Source organism: Trinickia violacea (assembly GCF_005280735.1).
GTDB lineage: Bacteria > Pseudomonadota > Gammaproteobacteria > Burkholderiales > Burkholderiaceae > Trinickia_A > Trinickia_A violacea.
The window spans coordinates 1,258,920-1,277,214 of the sequence record NZ_CP040077.1; the positions used below are offsets into that span (position 1 = coordinate 1,258,920).

The 18,295-nt window shown below is 66.0% G+C and carries 19 protein-coding genes; 12 read left to right on the forward strand and 7 right to left on the reverse strand.

The annotated features are described in order from the left end of the window. Positions 1-18: 18 nt before the first annotated feature. The 7 genes from rlmH to upp form a co-directional block, all read right to left on the reverse strand. A complete protein-coding gene (gene rlmH, locus FAZ95_RS05750) occupies positions 19-489 on the reverse strand; it encodes a 23S rRNA (pseudouridine(1915)-N(3))-methyltransferase RlmH (protein ID WP_137331570.1) in 471 nt (156 codons plus the stop codon). A 17-nt stretch (positions 490-506) separates the two neighbouring features. Further along, the gene (rsfS, locus tag FAZ95_RS05755) at positions 507-959 is read right to left on the reverse strand and encodes a ribosome silencing factor (protein ID WP_137331571.1); all 453 of its coding nucleotides are present in this window, start codon (positions 957-959) and stop codon (positions 507-509) included. Between the two features lie 3 nt (positions 960-962). After that, on the reverse strand, positions 963-1,697 hold the full coding sequence (locus FAZ95_RS05760; protein WP_137331572.1) for a nicotinate-nucleotide adenylyltransferase: 735 nt from the start codon (positions 1,695-1,697) through the stop codon (positions 963-965). A gap of 73 nt (positions 1,698-1,770) precedes the next feature. Next, on the reverse strand, positions 1,771-2,694 hold the full coding sequence (gene hemF / locus FAZ95_RS05765; RefSeq protein WP_137331573.1) for an oxygen-dependent coproporphyrinogen oxidase: 924 nt from the start codon (positions 2,692-2,694) through the stop codon (positions 1,771-1,773). Between the two features lie 150 nt (positions 2,695-2,844). After that, complete coding sequence (gene purD, locus FAZ95_RS05770) at positions 2,845-4,119, reverse strand: phosphoribosylamine--glycine ligase (RefSeq protein WP_137331574.1); 1,275 nt, start codon at positions 4,117-4,119, stop codon at positions 2,845-2,847. 106 nt (positions 4,120-4,225) lie between these two features. Then, complete coding sequence (locus tag FAZ95_RS05775; protein ID WP_137331575.1) at positions 4,226-4,954, reverse strand: YebC/PmpR family DNA-binding transcriptional regulator; 729 nt, start codon at positions 4,952-4,954, stop codon at positions 4,226-4,228. Between the two features lie 194 nt (positions 4,955-5,148). Beyond that, positions 5,149-5,799: a uracil phosphoribosyltransferase gene (gene upp / locus FAZ95_RS05780; RefSeq protein WP_137331576.1), complete on the reverse strand. Its 651-nt coding sequence runs from the start codon at positions 5,797-5,799 to the stop codon at positions 5,149-5,151. Between the two features lie 292 nt (positions 5,800-6,091). On the opposite strand from upp, the gene FAZ95_RS05785 reads away from it, so the two are divergent. The 12 genes from FAZ95_RS05785 (at position 6,092) to FAZ95_RS05840 (ending at position 18,291) form a co-directional block, all read left to right on the forward strand. After that, entirely contained in the window at positions 6,092-6,871 is a 780-nt protein-coding gene (locus tag FAZ95_RS05785) for an SDR family oxidoreductase (RefSeq protein ID WP_137331577.1), read from the forward strand. Positions 6,872-6,931: 60 nt separating this feature from the next. Then, positions 6,932-7,321, forward strand: a complete 390-nt coding sequence (locus FAZ95_RS05790) for a methylglyoxal synthase (protein WP_137331578.1) — start codon at positions 6,932-6,934, stop codon at positions 7,319-7,321. A 33-nt stretch (positions 7,322-7,354) separates the two neighbouring features. Continuing rightward, on the forward strand, positions 7,355-8,329 hold the full coding sequence (locus FAZ95_RS05795) for a quinone oxidoreductase family protein (RefSeq protein WP_137331579.1): 975 nt from the start codon (positions 7,355-7,357) through the stop codon (positions 8,327-8,329). Positions 8,330-8,481: 152 nt separating this feature from the next. Continuing rightward, positions 8,482-8,595: a potassium ABC transporter ATPase gene (locus FAZ95_RS05800; protein ID WP_137331580.1), complete on the forward strand. Its 114-nt coding sequence runs from the start codon at positions 8,482-8,484 to the stop codon at positions 8,593-8,595. Then, entirely contained in the window at positions 8,592-8,684 is a 93-nt protein-coding gene (locus FAZ95_RS05805) for a potassium-transporting ATPase subunit F (protein WP_137331581.1), read from the forward strand. The genes FAZ95_RS05800 and FAZ95_RS05805 overlap by 4 nt, the downstream gene beginning before the upstream one ends. Beyond that, positions 8,681-10,486 carry a potassium-transporting ATPase subunit KdpA gene (kdpA, locus tag FAZ95_RS05810; protein WP_137331582.1) on the forward strand — a complete coding sequence of 602 codons (1,806 nt, stop codon included), beginning with the start codon at positions 8,681-8,683 and terminating at the stop codon, positions 10,484-10,486. Before FAZ95_RS05805 ends, kdpA begins: the two co-directional genes overlap by 4 nt. Positions 10,487-10,520: 34 nt before the next feature. Further along, complete coding sequence (gene kdpB / locus FAZ95_RS05815) at positions 10,521-12,605, forward strand: potassium-transporting ATPase subunit KdpB (protein ID WP_137331583.1); 2,085 nt, start codon at positions 10,521-10,523, stop codon at positions 12,603-12,605. 27 nt (positions 12,606-12,632) lie between these two features. After that, a complete protein-coding gene (kdpC, locus tag FAZ95_RS05820; RefSeq protein WP_137331584.1) occupies positions 12,633-13,211 on the forward strand; it encodes a potassium-transporting ATPase subunit KdpC in 579 nt (192 codons plus the stop codon). A gap of 129 nt (positions 13,212-13,340) precedes the next feature. Further along, positions 13,341-16,253, forward strand: coding sequence for a DUF4118 domain-containing protein (locus FAZ95_RS05825; RefSeq protein ID WP_137331585.1), 2,913 nt, complete (start codon positions 13,341-13,343; stop codon positions 16,251-16,253). Next, entirely contained in the window at positions 16,250-16,948 is a 699-nt protein-coding gene (gene kdpE / locus FAZ95_RS05830; RefSeq protein ID WP_137331586.1) for a two-component system response regulator KdpE, read from the forward strand. The genes FAZ95_RS05825 and kdpE overlap by 4 nt, the downstream gene beginning before the upstream one ends. Positions 16,949-17,072: 124 nt before the next feature. Then, the gene (gene sugE / locus FAZ95_RS05835; protein WP_137331587.1) at positions 17,073-17,393 is read left to right on the forward strand and encodes a quaternary ammonium compound efflux SMR transporter SugE; all 321 of its coding nucleotides are present in this window, start codon (positions 17,073-17,075) and stop codon (positions 17,391-17,393) included. 280 nt (positions 17,394-17,673) lie between these two features. Further along, entirely contained in the window at positions 17,674-18,291 is a 618-nt protein-coding gene (locus FAZ95_RS05840) for a DUF4126 domain-containing protein (protein WP_137331588.1), read from the forward strand. Positions 18,292-18,295: the final 4 nt, after the last annotated feature.

Here is an 18,295-nt window from a genome sequence, read left to right on the forward strand (position 1 = left end):
TTCTATGAGAACGGCGCGTCAGGCGCGGTGGTAGGGGTGATTCTGCGTGATGCTCCACGCGCGGTAAAGCTGTTCGGCGAGCAGCACGCGCACCATCCCGTGCGGCAGGGTGAGACTCGACACGCGCAGCATCAGTTCGGCGCGCGCCTTCACTTGGGGATCGAGGCCGTCCGCGCCGCCGATCACGAACGCGACGTCGCGCCCGTCCTGCTGCCAGCCGGGTAGCGCGTCGGCGAGCTGCATCGTGGTCCAGTCGCGGCCGCGCTCGTCGAGCGCGACGAGACGAGCGTTCTTCGGCAGGGCCGCTTCGATGCGCTGGCGCTCGGCCGCCATCACGCTTTCGGCGGAGCGGCCCGACGAACGCTGCTCGGGCTTGATCTCGCGCAGTTCGATGCGCAGCTCGGGGGGCATGCGCTTCGCATATTCGTCGAAGCCGGTCGAGATCCAGTCGGGCATCTTGTGACCGACGGCCAGGATATGCAGTTTCATCGAATCGAAGCCGTCGATCAGCGGCGGCGGGCCGGCGCCTTGCGCGCCGGCTTCGCGGCGGGGGCCTCGTCTTCGTCTTCCTCGTCGAGCGGCTCGCTCGCGCGTGCGCCGCCGAACGCGCTCGCGTTCGTGAGCTTCACCCGCACGGGCTTGTCGCCCCAGATTTCTTCCAGGTTGTAGTACTGGCGCAGCGCCGGCTGCAGGATATGCACGACCGCGTCGCCGCAGTCGACGAGCACCCATTCGCCGATGTCCTCGCCCTCGGTGCTGACGATGTCGCCGCCGGCTTCCTTCACTTTTTCGCGGACGCTGGAGGCGAGCGCCTTGGTCTGCCGGTTCGACGTGCCGCTCGCGACGATCACGCGATCGAACAACTCGGTCAGATGGGTGGTGTTGAAGACCTTGATGTCTTGCGCTTTGACGTCTTCGAGCCCGTCGACGATCGCGCGTTGCAGTTTGCGGATATCCATAAGTTACCGGTGGTACAGATGATGTTGAAGAATATAGTCCGAGACCGCATCGGGGACCATGTCGGAGAGACGGTCCGCGGCGGCGGCTTCCGTGGGTTGCGCGAGGCGGTCGCGCAACTGGTGACGGATGTCGGTGGCGGAGACGTCGAGGGCCAAAACGGTGTCGATCAGCAGATGGCCGCTCGGTGTGCCTTGCAGCACGTCAGCGTTGGCTTCGCGCGCGGCCAGCGCCTCGCGCAGCTCGGGCGAGGCCGACGCAAGATCGAAGCCAGGGCGCGTCGCCGCGCAGATATGGGCGAAGTCGAAAAGCCGCCGCCACTGATGCCACTTGTCCAGATGCACGAGCTGATCGGCGCCGATCAGGAGCGAGAGCGACACGTCGGCGCCTTCGCGTGCGCGCCAGCGTTCGAGCGTCTCGACCGTGTAGGTCGGGCCCTGGTGCTCGATTTCGTCGGTCGCGACGTTGACCGTCACGCCCGGCAGCACGAGCGAAGCCGACGCCGCTCGCGTCATCGCGAGCCGGTGTTCGGCGGGGGAGACGTCGGCTTTCTGATAAGGCTGGCCGGCGGGAAGCAGCACCAGCTCGGTCAGCCGCAGCACCTCGGCGAAGCGGCGCGCGAGCGCGAGGTGGCCGTTGTGGATCGGGTCGAACGTACCGCCGAGCAGGCCGATGCGCCTTGGCAACGGTGGCAACGGCGCGAGCGGGTCAGCGGGGGAAGGGCGGGCTTTCGGATTCAGATGACAGTCCTTTGCGCGTTGGCAAGCGCGGCGGCGCGATGAGCCTGCGGCGTGCCGCCTCGCGTGATGCGCGTCATATCCAGTCGCGCGGCTTGAGGAAGTCGCTATAGAGGCGCGCCTCCGGCGTATCGGGCTCCGGTTGCCAGTTATAGCGCCAGTTCGCGACGGGCGGCATCGACATCAGGATCGACTCGGTGCGGCCGCCACTTTGCAGCCCGAAGTGCGTGCCGCGGTCGAAAACCAGGTTGAATTCGACATAGCGGCCGCGCCGGTAGGCTTGGAACGACCGTTCCGCTTCGCCATACGGCATCGCGCGGCGTTTTTCGACGATCGGCACGTAGGCGGCGAGAAATGCGTCGCCCACACGCTTCACCATCTCGAACGAGCGATCGAAACCGAGTTCGGCGAAGTCGTCGAAGAAGATGCCGCCGATGCCGCGCGTCTCGTTGCGGTGCTTGAGGAAGAAGTATTCGTCGCACCAGCGCTTGAAGCGCGGGTACAGCTCGGCGCCGAACGGTTCGAGCGCGTCGCGGCAGGTGCGGTGGAAATGCTGGGCGTCTTCTTCGTAGCCGTAGCAAGGCGTGAGGTCCATGCCGCCGCCGAACCAGAAGATCGGCGCTTCGCCCTCCTTGGTCGCCATCAGAAGGCGCACGTTCATGTGCACAGTCGGGCAGTGCGGGTTGCGCGGATGGATCACGAGCGATACGCCCATCGCCTCGAAACCGCGCCCCGCGAGCTGCGGGCGGGCCGCGCTCGCCGAGCCGGGCAGGGCGTCGCCCTGCACGTCGGAAAAGCCGACGCCGCCGCGCTCGAACAGCTCGCCGCCTTCGAGAATGCGTGTCACGCCGCCGCCGCGCAGCGTCTCGCCGGGGCCGCGCTGCCAGGCGTCGGTGGCGAAGGGCGTGCCGTCGAGGGCGCCGAGCGTGTCGGCGATGCGCGTCTGCAAGCCCTGGAAGTAGGCCCGGACGGCTTCTACGTCGTGGATTGGATCGGTCATGGCAACAACGCGCGCGGGCTGCCGCGGCGCGGACAATAAAAGAGTACTGCCGGGCATTCTAGCGAATGCCCGGCAGTTCGATACTCGGCGCCCGCCAAACGAGGCGCTTGGGGCCCGGCGCGCTGCGGCTTCACAGGCGCCGCCTGCCGCTCAGTGCTTGCGGCCGATCGCGCGGTGGCCGATGTCGCGGCGGTACTGCATGCCGTCGAACGAGATCTGATTGACCGTCTCGTAGACGACCGATTGCGCGCCGCGCACCGAATCCGACAGGCCGACCACACACAGCACGCGGCCGCCCGAGGTCAGCAGCTTGCCGTCGGCGAGCGTCGTGCCGGCGTGGAAGGTCACCGCTTCTTCGGTCTCGGGCGGAATGCCGGTGATGCGGTCGCCCTTGCGAGGCGTTTCCGGATAGTTGTGCGCCGCGAGCACGACGCCGAGCGCCGTGCGGCGGTCCCAGGTCAGCTCGACGGTATCGAGCGTGCCGGCGATCGCCTGCTCGCACACTTTCGAGAAGTCGCCCTTCAAGCGCGCCATGATCGGCTGCGTCTCCGGATCGCCCATGCGGCAGTTGAATTCGAGCGTCTTCGGGTTGCCTTGCGCGTCGATCATCAGGCCGGCGTAGAGGAAGCCCGTATAGCGGATGCCGTCGGCTTCCATGCCGCGCACGGTCGGCAGAATGATTTCACGCATCACGCGCGCGTGCAGCTGCGGCGTGACGATCGGAGCGGGCGAGTAAGCGCCCATGCCGCCGGTGTTCGGACCCTGATCGCCGTCGAGCAGGCGCTTGTGATCCTGGCTCGAGGCGAGCGCCAGCACGTGCTTGCCGTCGACCATCACGATGAAGCTCGCTTCCTCGCCTTCGAGGAACTGCTCGATCACGACGCGTGCGCCCGCGTCGCCGAGCTTGTTGTCGGCGAGCATCATGTCGACGGCGGCGTGCGCTTCGTCGAGCGTCTGTGCGACGACGACGCCCTTGCCCGCGGCGAGGCCATCGGCCTTGATGACGATCGGCGCGCGTTTCTGGTCGAGATAGGCGTGCGCGGCGGCGAGCTCGGAGAACGTCTCGTATTCGGCGGTCGGAATGCCGTGGCGCTTCATGAACGCCTTCGCGAAGTCCTTCGAGCTCTCGAGCTGCGCGGCTTCCTTGGTCGGTCCGAAAATCTTCAGGCCGCGCTGGCGGAACAGGTTGACGATGCCGGCCGCGAGCGGCGCTTCCGGACCGACTACCGTGAACGCGACTTGCTCCTTCTCGACGAAATCGGCGAGCGCTTCGGGCTCGGTGATGTCGACATTGAGAAGGCGCTCATCCTGGGCGGTGCCGCCATTGCCGGGCGCGACGTAGACGAGCTGGACCCGCGGCGCTTGCGCGAGCTTCCAGGCGAGCGCATGTTCGCGACCGCCGGAACCGACGACGAGTAACTTCATGTGATTCCCCGAAGGCTAACAAACAGTGACGGCCCGCGAATGCCGCCGGCCGTTGGTAACGTTGCAAGGCGCGCGGCGCGTATTCAGGCGCCGCGCACCCGGCAGATCATGCTTCGGCGATGGAGGCGTTCGTGTACACCTCCTGCACGTCGTCCAGGTTCTCGAGCGCGTCGAGAAGCTTTTGCATCTTCACCGCGTCTTCGCCGGTGAACTCGACTTCCGTCTGCGGCTTCATCGTGACTTCGGCGAGCTCCGCCTTGAAGCCGGCGGCTTCGAGCGCTTCCTTCACCTTCGTGAAATCGTTCGGCGGCGCCAGGACTTCGATGCTGCCGTCGTCGTTCGTGACGACGTCGTCGGCGCCGGCTTCGAGCGCGGCTTCCATGAGCTTGTCTTCGGGCGTGCCGGGCGCGAACAGGAACTGGCCGACGTGATCGAACAGGAACGCGACCGAGCCGTCGGTGCCCATGTTGCCGCCGTACTTCGAGAACGCGTGGCGCACTTCGGCGACCGTGCGGGTGCGGTTGTCGGTCATCGTATCGACGATGACCGCCGCGCCGCCGATGCCGTAGCCTTCGTAGCGGATTTCTTCGTAGTTCGCGCCATCGACGCCGCCGACGCCGCGCTGGATCGCGCGGTTGATGTTGTCCTTCGGCATGTTGGCGTCGTATGCCTTGTCGACGGCCAGGCGCAGGCGCGGATTCGAATCGATCTCGCCGCCGCCCATGCGGGCCGCGACTTGGATTTCCTTGATCAGACGAGTCCAGATCTTGCCGCGTTTGGCGTCGGCCGCGGCTTTCTTATGCTTGATGTTGGCCCATTTGGAATGACCAGCCATACCTTTCTCCGTCGCGTGCGCGTCGTGTCACGCGCACGCATGATGCGTGTTGTTCGTTGCGAATTGGCGATTGATTGCGATTTCGGGCGGCGCGTTGTGCGAGCGGCATGGAGCCGCTGTGTGAGCATATAAGGCAATTCGAGCCGCGCGATGAGCGGAAAGAGATTTTAACATGCCGCCCGCAGCGCTTTTCCTCAGTTCTTAGTCCCGAACAGCCGGTCGCCGGCGTCACCCAGGCCCGGCACGATATAAGCATGCTCGTTCAGATGCGAATCGAGCGAGGCGACGTAGAGCTTCACGTCGGGATGCGCGTCCTGGAACACCGTGACCCCTTCGGGCGCGGCGACGAGCGCGAGGAACAGGATGTTCGCGCCGGCCACGTTGCGGCGCTTGAGCACGTCGACCGCATGCACCGCCGAGTAGCCGGTGGCGACCATCGGGTCGCACAGGATGAAGATCCGGTCTTCGAGGTCCGGCAGCCGCACCAGATACTCGACCGGCCGGTGGTCTTCCGCCCGGTACACGCCGATATGCCCGACGCGCGCCGACGGAATCAGCTCGAGCAGCCCATCCGACATGCCGACACCGGCGCGCAGCACCGGCACGATCGCGAGCTTCTTGCCGGCGATCACGGGCGCGTCGATCTCGACGAGCGGGGTCTCGACGCGCTTGGTCGTGATCGGCAGGTTGCGGGTGATTTCATAGCCCATCAGGAGCGTGATTTCGCGCAGGAGCTCACGGAACGTGCGCGTGGACGTGTCCTTGTCGCGCATATGGGTGAGCTTGTGCTGGATCAGCGGGTGATCGAGGATGAAGAGATTCGGAAAGCGGCTGTCTTGTTTCATGGCGGGTAGGCGCAAGCGGCTAGTGGGGGCGGCGGATGCCATCGGCGGCGCTTGGGCTGAGCGGGACGGCCGGATGACATTGGATCGCGCCAAATGACGGATTACGTCCGCAAGTTTACCGAAAGATCGGCGGATCAAGGCGTGCAAAGTCTTGCCCGCCGCAAAAAGACGCCGCCACGCCCAAACTCGCCGCCGCGATACCGGATATAGCGGGCCTCGCGTACAGCAGCGCCCTGGGGATTCTTCTAGAATCGAAAGTCTTCGCTTTCCGGCACACAAAAAGGAAACCAGCATGGACATGGGAATCGCAGGACGCACCGCGCTCGTATGCGCGGCCAGCAAGGGCCTCGGGCGGGGTTGCGCGGAAGCGCTCGCGGCCGAGGGCGTGAAGCTCGTGATCTGTGCGCGCACGGCAGAGACGCTGGAGGCGACCGCCGCCGACATCCGCGCGAAGACGGGCGCCGACGTGACGGCGATCGCCTGCGACGTCACGACCCCCGAGGGCCGCGCGGCCGTGCTCGCGGCCTGCCCGCAGCCGGACATCCTCGTCAACAACGCAGGCGGCCCGCCGCCGGGCGACTTCCGCAAGTTCACGCACGACGACTGGATCAAGGCGCTCGAAGCGAACATGCTGTCCCCGATCGCGCTGATCCAGGCGACGATCGACGGGATGATCGAGCGCGGCTTCGGCCGCGTCGTCAATATCACGAGTTCGGCCGTGAAGGCGCCGATCGACGTGCTGGGCCTCTCGAACGGCGCGCGCTCGGGGCTGACGGGGTTCGTGGCGGGCGTCGCGCGCAAGGTGGCCGTGCACAACGTGACGATCAACAACCTGCTGCCGGGCCTGTTCGACACCGACCGTATCTCCGCCACGTTCGACGCCCAGGCGAAGGCGGGCAGCATCAGCGTCGAAGAGGCGCGCCGCCAGCGCATGAAGAGCATCCCGGCCGGCCGCTTCGGCACGCGCGACGAGTTCGGCGCGGCCTGCGCGTTCCTGTGCAGCGTCCATGCGGGCTATATCACCGGGCAGAACTGGCTGATCGACGGCGGCGCTTATCCGGGCACGTTCTAAGCAGGCCATTTCCAACCCAGCGCATCAGACAACCCAGTACAGAGCAAAGGACTCTCCGTCATGACCACACGCGTTGCGCTGATCGCGCACGACCACAAGAAAGACGACATCGTCGCGCTTGCCGGCGAATATGCCGATACGCTCGGCCGCTGCAGGCTCGTCGCGACCGGCACGACCGGCGCGCGCATCGCGGCCGTGCACGGGCTGACGGTGGAGCGCATGCTCTCGGGGCCGAACGGCGGCGATTTGCAGATCGGCGCGCAACTGGCCGAGGGCAACGTCGACGTGGTGATCTTCCTGCGCGACCCGATGACGCCGCAGCCGCACGAGCCCGACATCAACGCGCTCGTGCGCGCGTGCGACGTGCACAACGTGCCGTGCGCGACCAATGTCGCGACCGCGCGGATGATTCTCGACACCTTGACGCGGCGCATCGGCCAGCAAGGGTGACGACGCAGATTTTTTTAGCCAGAGGAGACGGCGATGGCCAAGGCAATTCGAATCGACAAAACCGGCGGCCCGGAAGTCATGAAGTGGGTCGATGTGGAAGTGGGCGAGCCGGGCGACGGCGAAGTCCGCATCAAGCAGCATGCGGTGGGCCTCAACTACATCGATATTTATTTCCGCACCGGACTTTATCCGCTGCCGCTGCCGGCCGGGCTCGGGATGGAGGCGGCGGGCGAGGTGATCGAGGTCGGGCCCGGCGTGGAGAACCTGCGGGTAGGGGACCGCGTCGCTTACGTGGCGCGTCCGCCGGGCGCCTATGCGCAAGAGCGGGTGCTGCCCGCGGCGGTGCTCGTCAAGCTGCCCGGCTCGCTCGGCTATGACGAAGCCGCTTCGGTGATGCTGCAGGGCCTCACCGCGCAATATCTGCTGCGCCGGACCTACCGCGTGAAGGCCGGCGACACGATTCTGATCCAGGCGGCCGCGGGCGGCGTCGGCCTGCTCGTGTGCCAATGGGCGAAGGCGCTCGGCGCGACGGTGATCGGCACGGTCGGCTCCGACGAGAAAGCCGAACTCGCGAAGGCGCACGGCTGCGATCACCCGATCGTCTACACGCGCGAGAACTTCACGAAGCGCGTGAAGGAGATCACGAACGGCGCTGGGGTGCCGGTCGTCTACGATTCGATCGGCAAGGACACGTTCCAAGGCTCGCTCGACTGCCTCGCGCCGCTCGGACTCTTCGTGAGCTTCGGCAATGCGTCGGGCCCGCTGCCGCCGATCGACTCGTCCGAGTTCGCCGGCCGCGGCTCGCTCTTTTTCACGCGGCCGACGCTCTTTACCTACATCGGCAAACGCAGCGACTACGACGCGATGGCGGCCGAACTGTTCGAGGTGATCGGCTCGGGCAAGGTCAAGACGATGATCCAACAGCGCTACCCGCTCGCGGAAGTGGCGCAGGCCCACACCGATCTCGAAGCCCGCCGCACCACGGGCTCGACGATTCTCGTGCCCTGACGATCCCGTCCCCTCGTCGACGAAGGCGGCGCATTGCGCCGCCTTTTTTCGTTTACGGCTTTTTTATATCCCCCCGTTGACCTTTGACCAGCCCTTTACGCCCGTTGGCATAACGTTCCGGTTGTCCAAAATCCGTAAATGGAGAACACGAAATGGATGTGGTGTACGTCGGCGGTCTGGTGCTTTTTGCAGCGCTGACCTTTGCGTTGATTGCCGGCTGCGACAAGCTGTTCCAGTCGCGGCGCGGCCAAGGGGAACGGTCATGACCTGGATGCTCTGGTTGGCAGGGGCAGCCACGGCGCTCCTGTTCGTCTATCTCGTCTATGCGCTCTTGTATGCGGAGGATATTGAATGAACTCGAACAATATCCTTCAATCGGCGCTGTTCATCGTCGTCCTGCTCGCCTGTGCGGTACCGGTTTCAAAGTACCTCACGCATGTCATGGACGGCACGTCGCGCGTCGTGCGCCTGTTCAGTCCTGTCGAGCGGCTGCTGTATCGGATCGCAGGGGTCGATCCGCAAGCCGAGATGGGCTGGAAGCACTATGCGATCGTGACGATCGCGTTCAATGTGCTCGGCACCGTGTTCCTCTATGTGCTGCTGCGCGTGCAGGCATTCCTGCCGGGCAACCCGCAGGCGTTCACCGCGATGACGGTCGACGGCGCTTTCAATACGGCGGTCAGCTTCGTGACCAACACGAACTGGCAGGACTACACGCCTGAGCAGGCGGTCAGCTATCTCGCGCAGATGCTCGGCTTCACCGTGCAGAACTTCTTGTCGGCGGCGACCGGCATCGTCGTCGTGATCGCGCTGATCCGCGGCTTTGCGCGCCACACGACGAAGACGATCGGCAACTTCTGGGTCGATATCACGCGCGTCACGATGTACGTGCTGATCCCGATGGCCGCGATCGTCGCCGCGCTCCTGATGAGCCAGGGCGTGATCCAGAACTTCAAGGCATATGAAGACGTGCCGGTTCTGCAGCAGACCACCTACAGCGCGCCGAAGACCGACGCGCAAGGCAACCCGGTCAAGGATGCGAAGGGCAACCCGGTGATGGTCGACACGAAGGTCGAGAAGCAGACCATCGCGATGGGTCCGGTGGCGTCGCAGGAAGCGATCAAGATGCTCGGCACCAACGGTGGCGGCTTCTTCAACGCGAACTCGGCGCACCCGTATGAAAACCCGACGCCGTTCTCGAACTTCCTGCAGATCTTCGCGATTCTGATCATCCCGGCCGCGCTGGCGCTCGTGTTCGGCAACATGGTGCTCGACCGCAAGCAGGGTGTCGCGGTACTGGCGGTGATGACGATCGCGTTCGCGGTTTGCGTGGTCGGTGAAATCAGCGCCGAGCAGGCGGGCAACCCGGTCTTCACGTCGCTGAACGTCGACCAGTCGGCCAGCGCGCTGCAAGCGGGCGGCAACATGGAAGGCAAGGAGACGCGCTTCGGCATCGCGCAGTCGGGCATCTTCACGGTCGCGACGACGGCAGCGTCGTGCGGCGCGGTGGACAACACGCACGATTCGCTCACGCCGCTCGGCGGCCTGATTCCGATGCTCCTGATCCAACTCGGCGAAGTGATCTTCGGCGGTGTCGGCTCCGGGATGTACGGCATGCTCGTGTTCGCGCTGCTCGCCGTGTTCGTCGCGGGCCTGATGATCGGCCGCACGCCCGAATACGTCGGCAAGAAGATCGAGTCGTACGAGATGAAGATGGTGTCGATCGTGATTCTGCTCACGCCGCTGCTCGTGCTCGTGCTCACCTCGATCGCGGTGCTCACCGATGCCGGCAAGGCCGGTATCGCGAACCCCGGTCCGCATGGATTCTCCGAAATCCTCTACGCGTTCAGCTCGGCGGCGAACAACAACGGCAGCGCGTTCGCGGGCCTGTCCGTCAACACGCCGTTCTACAACTGGCTGACGGGTATCGCGATGTGGTTCGGCCGCTTCGGCACGATCGTGCCGGTGCTGGCGATCGCGGGCTCGCTCGCTTCGAAGAAGAAGATCGCCGTGACGAGCGGCACGATGCCCACGCACGGACCGCTCTTCGTGGTGCTGCTCTTCGGCACGGTTCTGCTCGTCGGCGCGCTGACTTATGTGCCTGCGCTGGCGCTCGGCCCGGGTGTCGAACATCTGATGATGATTTCGGGTCACTGATCCCAAATCAACAAGAAGAGTATTTGAGGATTCCATGACTCAACATTCTGCAACGCGGTCCATGTTCGATCCGGCGCTTCTGAAGCCGGCGATCGCGGACTCATTCAAGAAACTGACGCCGCGTCACCAGCTGCGCAATCCGGTGATGTTCTGCGTCTACGTCGGCAGCATTCTCGCGACGATCCTTTGGGTCGCCGCGCTCGCCGGCCAGGCCGAGGCGCCTGCGGGCTTCATCCTCGCGATTGCGCTGTGGCTGTGGTTCACGGTGCTGTTCGCGAACTTCGCCGAGGCGCTCGCGGAAGGCCGCTCGAAGGCCCAGGCCGCATCGCTCAAGAGCGCGAAGCGCGACGTGATGGCGAAGAAGCTCAACGAGCCGCATCCGAAGTCGCCGATCCGCATCACGACGGCAACCGATCTGCGCAAGGGCGACGTCGTGCTCGTCGAGGCAGGCGATACGATTCCGGCCGACGGCGAAGTGGTCGATGGTGTGGCGTCGGTCGACGAATCGGCGATCACGGGCGAATCCGCGCCGGTGATTCGTGAGTCGGGGGGCGACTTTTCGTCGGTGACGGGCGGCACGCGCGTGCTGTCGGACTGGATCGTCGTGAAGGTCACGGCGAATCCGGGTGAGGCGTTCCTCGACCGCATGATCGCGATGGTCGAAGGCGCGAAGCGTCAGAAGACGCCGAACGAAATCGCGCTGACGATTCTGCTCGTCGCATTGACGATCGTGCTCTTGATGGCGACCGCCACGCTCTTGCCGTTCTCGATGTTCTCGGTCGAAGCGGTGAAGGCCGGCCACGTGGTGACGATTACCGCGCTCGTCGCGCTGCTCGTCTGTCTGATTCCGACGACGATCGGCGGCTTGCTGTCGGCGATCGGCGTCGCGGGCATGAGCCGCATGATGCAAGCGAACGTGATCGCCACCTCGGGCCGCGCGGTCGAAGCGGCCGGCGACGTCGATGTGCTGCTGCTCGACAAGACCGGCACGATCACGCTCGGCAATCGCCAAGCTTCGACGTTCATCCCGGCGCCCGGCGTCACCGAAGAAGCGCTCGCCGACTCGGCACAACTGTCGTCGCTGGCCGACGAAACGCCGGAAGGCCGCAGCATCGTCGTGCTCGCGAAGGAACGCTTCAATATTCGCCAGCGCGACATGGCATCGCTCCACGCCGCGTTTATCGGCTTCTCGGCGCAGACCCGCATGAGCGGCGTCGACTTGCCCAATCGCCAGATCCGCAAGGGCGCGGCCGACGCGATCAAGAAGTACGTGGAAGCCAACGGCGGCCGCTTCCCGAGCGAAGTGTCGAACGCGGTGGACGACGTCGCGCGTCGCGGCAGCACGCCGCTCGTGGTCGCCGACAAGGGTGAAGGCGCGGCACGCGTGCTCGGCGTGATCGAGCTGAAGGACATCGTCAAGGGCGGCATCAAGGAGCGTTTCGCCGAGCTGCGCAAGATGGGCATCAAGACCGTGATGGTGACGGGCGACAACCGCCTGACCGCCGCCGCGATCGCAGCCGAAGCGGGCGTCGACGACTTCCTCGCCGAAGCCACGCCGGAAACGAAGCTCAAGACGATTCGCGATCACCAGGCCGAAGGCCGTCTCGTCGCGATGACCGGCGACGGCACCAACGACGCCCCCGCGCTCGCGCAGGCCGACGTCGCAGTAGCGATGAACACCGGCACGCAGGCGGCGAAAGAAGCGGGCAACATGGTCGATCTCGATTCGAACCCGACCAAGCTCATCGAGATCGTCGAAATCGGCAAGCAGATGCTGATGACGCGCGGCTCGCTCACGACGTTCTCGATTGCGAACGACGTCGCGAAGTACTTCGCGATCATCCCGGCCGCATTCGCGACGACGTATCCGCAACTGCGCGTGCTCGACATCATGCATTTGACGTCGCCGTCCTCTGCAATCCTGTCGGCGGTGATCTTCAACGCGCTGATCATCGTGGCGTTGATTCCGCTCGCGCTCAAGGGCGTCAAGTACCGTCCGCTGGGTGCCGCATCGCTGCTGCGTCGCAACCTGCTGATCTACGGCCTCGGCGGCATTCTGTTGCCGTTCCCGTTCATCAAGCTGATCGACATGGTGCTCGCTGCTTGCCATTGGGTTTAATCGGCGACGATTTAAGGAAAGCAAATCATGAAGACATTGTTCCGTCCGATGATCGTGATCTTCGCGGTGCTCGCCGCGATCACCGGACTCATTTATCCCGCCGTGATGACCGCGTTCGGGCAGGCTGTGTTCTCGAGCCAAGCGAACGGCAGCATGCTAGAGAAAGACGGCAAGGTTGTCGGCTCATCGCTGATGGGCCAGCAGTTCGATGCGCCGCAGTACTTCTGGGGCCGTCTGTCCGCTACGACGCCGATGCCGTACAACCCGCTGAACTCGGGCGGCTCGAACACGGGCCCGACCAACCCGGCGCTCGCCGACGAGGTCAAAGGCCGCATCGCCGCGCTGAAGGCGGCGGGCACCGACGTCAGCAAGCCGGTGCCGGTCGACCTCGTGACGTCGTCGGGCAGCGGTCTCGATCCCGAGATCAGCCCGGCCGCGGCGCAGTACCAGATCGCACGCGTTGCCGCGGCGCGCAAGATGCCGGAGGCCGACGTCGCCGCGCTCGTCGACAAATACACGCAGGGCCGTCAGTTCGGTGTGCTCGGCGAGCCGCGTGTGAACGTGCTCGAACTGAATCTGGCGCTCGACCAGGCTCATCAAGGCTGACATCGTTCGCGAGCTAAGTTTGCGAACTAAGGCGGCGCCGCTTGTTTCGCGGCGTCGCCTTTTGCCATTGGTCAGCATTCAGAACACAATGACCGCATTGACACCGCTGTAGCCCATGCTGCAAACCGAATGAACCGACCCAATCCCGATGAGCTGCTCGACAAGCTGCAGCGCGATGAAGAAAAGCGTCAGCGCGGCAAGCTGAAGATTTTCTTCGGCGCGTCTGCCGGCGTCGGCAAGACCTACGCGATGCTGCAGGCCGCGCGCCGGCACAAGGACGAGGGCATCGACGTCGTCGTCGGCATCGTCGAGACGCACAAGCGCCAGGAGACGGAGGCGCTCGTGCAAGGGCTCGACGTCCTGCCGCTGCAGCAGATCGAATACCGCGGGCGCACGCTCGGCGAGTTCGATCTCGACGCGGCGCTCGCGAGAAAGCCGCAGCTCATTCTCGTCGACGAACTCGCGCACTCGAACGTGCAGGGCGCGCGGCACTTGAAGCGCTGGCAGGACGTGCACGAGCTGCTCGACGCGGGCATCGACGTCTATACGACGGTCAATGTCCAGCACCTCGAAAGCCTCAACGACGTGGTCGGGCAGATCACCGGCATCCGCGTCTGGGAGACCGTGCCCGACCGCGTGTTCGACATGGCCGACGAAGTGACGCTCGTCGACTTGCCGGCCGAAGAGCTGCTCGACCGGATGCGCGACGGCAAGGTCTACATGGCGCAGCAGGCCGAGCGCGCCGTGCGCAACTTTTTCCGCAAGGGCAACCTGATCGCGCTGCGCGAACTCGCGCTGCGGCGCACCGCCGACCGCGTCGACGCGCAGATGCGCGAGTACCGCGCCGACCGCTCGATCCAGCGGATCTGGCAGGCGCGCGAGCGCTTGCTCGCGTGCGTCGGTCCCGGCGAAGAAGCGCCCGCGCTCGTGCGCGCGGCCGCGCGTCTCGCCGCGAGCCTCAAGGCGGACTGGATCGCCGTCTATGTCGAAACCCCGAAGCTGCAGAAGCTGCCGGACAAGATTCGCGAGCGCACGCTGAATGCATTGAAGCTCGCCGCCGAACTCGGCGCCGAGACCGCGACGCTCGCGAACAACGATGCCGTCGCCGCGCTCGTCGGCTATGCGCGCGTGCGCAATGTGTCGAAGCTCGTCGCGGGCGGCTCGTCGCGCGTCGGCTTCAACCGCTGGGTGAAGCGTCCGATGGGCGAGAAGATCGCCGAGCACGCGGGCGACCTCGACGTCACGCTGATCCGCGCGTTCACCGAGCGCGAGACGCGAGAGCCGAGCGGCGGCGCAATCGATGCGGCCACGCGCGCCTGGCGCGACGCGCTCGCGGCAGGCGGCGAGCGCCGTTCGCCACCGCGCATGTATGGGTACGCGGCGGTGATCTGCGCGGTCATCACGGGCCTCGCGAGCCTGTTGCACGCTCATATCGACCTGACCAACCTCGCGATGCTGTACTTGCTTGGCGTCGTATTCGCGGCGGTGAAGCTGGGGCGCGGGCCGGGTGTCATGCTGTCGTTTTTGTCGGTGGCCGCATTCGATTTCTTCTTCGTGCCGCCGCGCATGTCGTTCTCGGTCTCCGACACGCAGTACCTGCTGACCTTCTTCGGCATGCTGCTGACTTCGCTCGTGATCAGCCACCTGACGTCGAGCTTCCGCCGCGAAGCGGCCGTCGCGCGGCGCCGCGAGCGGCGCACCGGCGCGATGTACGCGATGGCGCGCGAGCTGGCCGCGGCGCTCACGACCGAGCAGATCGTCGAGATCGGCAGCCGCCACGTGAGCGAAGTGTTCCGCGCGCGTGTCGCGATGCTCTTGCCCGACAGCGTCGACAAGGTGAAGCAGAAGGTCGAGGAGCCGGACGAGAAGATCACGCTGCAAGGCCCTGAACTCGATATCGACGTCGGCCAATGGGTCTATGACCAGCAAAAGCCCGCGGGTCGCGGCACCGATACACTGCCTGCCGCGCAGGCGCTGTATCTGCCGCTGAAGGCGCCGATGCGCACGCGCGGCGTGCTCGCCGTCGTGATGCAGGACATGGGCGAGCTCGAAGTGCCCGAGCAGCATCGCATGCTCGATGCGTTCGTGGGGCAGATCGCGCTGGCGCTCGAACGCGTCCATTACGTCGAGATCGCGCGCGACGCGCTCGTGAACATGGAATCGGAGCGGCTGCGCAACTCGCTCCTGTCGGCGATATCGCACGATCTGCGCACGCCGCTCACGTCGATCGTCGGCTTCTCGTCGATGCTCGCGCAGAACCGCGACGCGCGGGCCGCGCCGCGCCCGGGCGACGATCTCGTCGAAGCGATTCACGAAGAAGCGCTGCGCATGACGGGCATCGTCACGAACCTGCTCGATATGGCGCGCCTGCAGTCGAGCCCCTTGCAGTTGAACCGGCAATGGTCGCTGCTCGAAGAGACGGTCGGTGCGGCGCTCGCCGCGTGCAAGCGCGTGCTCGCTCAGCACCCGGCGCAAGTGAAGCTGCCGGCCGACTTGCCGCTCCTGCAGCTCGACGTCGTGCTGATGGAGCGGCTCTTCTCGAACCTGTTCGAGAACGCCGCGAAGTACACGCCGGCCGGCACGCCGCTTCTGATCGGCGCCGAGCGCATCGAGGAGGACGGCAAGCCCTACGTGCGCGTCACGATCGACGACACCGGCCCCGGCCTGCCCCCCGGCATGGAAGCGCGCGTGTTCGAGAAGTTCACGCGCGGAGAGAAGGAATCGGCGAAGCCCGGCATCGGGCTCGGGCTCGCGATCTGCCGGGCGATCGTCGATGCGCACGGTGGCACGATCGGCGCGTTCAACCGCGTCGCGGGCGACGGCAGCATCGCCGGCGCGCGCTTTTGGTTTACGCTGCCGGTCGAGACGCCGCCGCCCGAGCCGGATGCCTCCGAAGCCGCGGAAGCGGCTGATGCCGCCGACGCCGCCGACGCCGCGCTGCCCGCAGATGCCGATGCCGCTGCCGATGCCGCTGCCGATGCGCACGCCGCCGCGGCCGGCATCGTCAACCCGCCCGACCACAACCCGAACCGCCAGTCATGAGTGAGCCGACCGTCACCGTAGTCTTGATCGAAGACGAAAAGCAGATTCGCCGCTTCGTGCGTGCGTCGCTCGAAGCCGAGGGGATCGCCGTCCACGACGCCGAGACCGGCAAGCAGGGGCTCGTCGAAGCGGCGACGCGCAAGCCCGATCTCGTGATCGTCGACCTGGGCCTGCCCGATACCGACGGGCTCGACGTGATCCGCGAGCTGCGCGGCTGGTCCGAAATGCCGGTGATCGTGCTGTCGGCGCGCACGCAGGAGACCGAGAAGGTCGCCGCGCTCGACGCCGGTGCCGACGATTATCTGACCAAGCCGTTCGGCGTCTCCGAGCTGCTCGCGCGGATTCGAGCGCACCTGAGGCGGCGCAACCAGGGCGGCGCGAGCGAGTCGCCGCAGGTGAAATTCGGCAGCGTGACGGTCGATCTCGCGCTGCGCCAGGTCTGGCGCGACGGCGAGGTGGTCCACCTGACGCCGATCGAATATCGCCTCCTCGCGACGCTCGTGCGCCACGCCGGGCGCGTGCTCACGCACCGGCAGCTGTTGCGCGACGTGTGGGGGCCGTCGCACGTCGAGAGCAATCACTATCTGCGCATCTACATGGCGCATCTGCGGCAGAAGCTCGAGAGCGATCCCGCGCAGCCGGAACACATCGTGACCGAAACAGGGGTCGGCTACCGGCTGGTCGGCGCGGCCTGAGGGCGGCCGGTATCAGTCGGTATACTTGCCGCGCGCGGGGACGACCTCGCGCGCATGCCGAAACGCGCCGAGCTCGGCATCTTTTTTATCGGGGACGACCCCATTCAACGATGGGGTGTCCCAGATGTCCTGGATTCTTCTTTTTATTGCCGGCTTGCTCGAAGTCGCTTGGGCGACCGGTCTCAAGGCTTCCGAAGGCTTCACGCGCGTGGGCTGGTCCGCCTTCACGGTCGTGACCGCCCTGGGCAGCTTCTGGCTGCTCGCGATGGCGATGCGCGAGCTGCCGCTCGGCACGGCCTACGCGGTATGGACGGGGATCGGTGCGGTCGGCGCCTTTATATTCGGCATCGTCATGATGGGCGAGGCCGTGACGCTCGCGCGGGTGGGGAGCGCGGCGCTGATTGTCGTCGGGCTGATCGGGCTCAAGCTGTCGTCGGGACACTAAGCCACGGGGCCGGGGGGAAGGCGGTGCGGCCGTTTGGACCCCCGCGCGAATAGGGTGCGCAGGCGACGTATGCGACTTGTGCGCACGCGAAGCATGCGGATGCCGAAAAGGCGTGGCTATAATGAAGCCGAATCCGTCTTGAAATAGTTCCGCGCATGGCTTGCGCGGGTGGCAGCTACGCCGGCCGAGGCCTGCCGAGCGCGGCGCTGATTGCTGCCGCAGCCGCCTACCGGGACACCCGGTCTACCTAGGCGGCCGGCGGTCACGCAAGGAGGGGGCAATGCTAGACGCACTTTCGCTGGGAGCCGGCCTGTCGTGGGCCAGCGGCCTGCGCCTCTACTTGACTGTCTTGCTCGCCGGCGTTTTGCAGCGCTTCGGCGTCATCCATCTTCCCGATACGTTGGCCGTCCTGTCGTCGCCGTGGGTGATCGGCGCGGCGGCGGTGCTGACGGTGGCCGAATTCCTCGCCGACAAGGTTCCCGCCTTCGATTCGCTGTGGGACGCGGTGCACACGTTCATCCGCATTCCGGCGGGCGCCTTGCTCGCGGCCGGCGCGCTCGGCCATGCGGACCCGGCGCTCTTGACCGTGGCCGCGCTCGCGGGCGGCACGCTGGCCGGCTCGGCGCATCTGGCGAAGGCGGGGACGCGCGCGTTGATCAATCTGTCCCCTGAACCGTTCTCGAACTGGGTTGCGTCGTCGGCCGAGGACGGGCTCGTCTTCATCGGCCTCGCGCTTGCGCTGCTCGTGCCCGTGCTGTTTCTCGCGCTGATGGCCGGCTTCCTGCTCTTCGCGAGCTGGGTGCTGCCGCGGCTGTGGCGCGGCGTGCAGGGCGGCTTCCGCGGCATGGCGACGCATATGGTTTCGCGGCTCGGCTCGTTCGGGAGCAAACACGATTGACCGA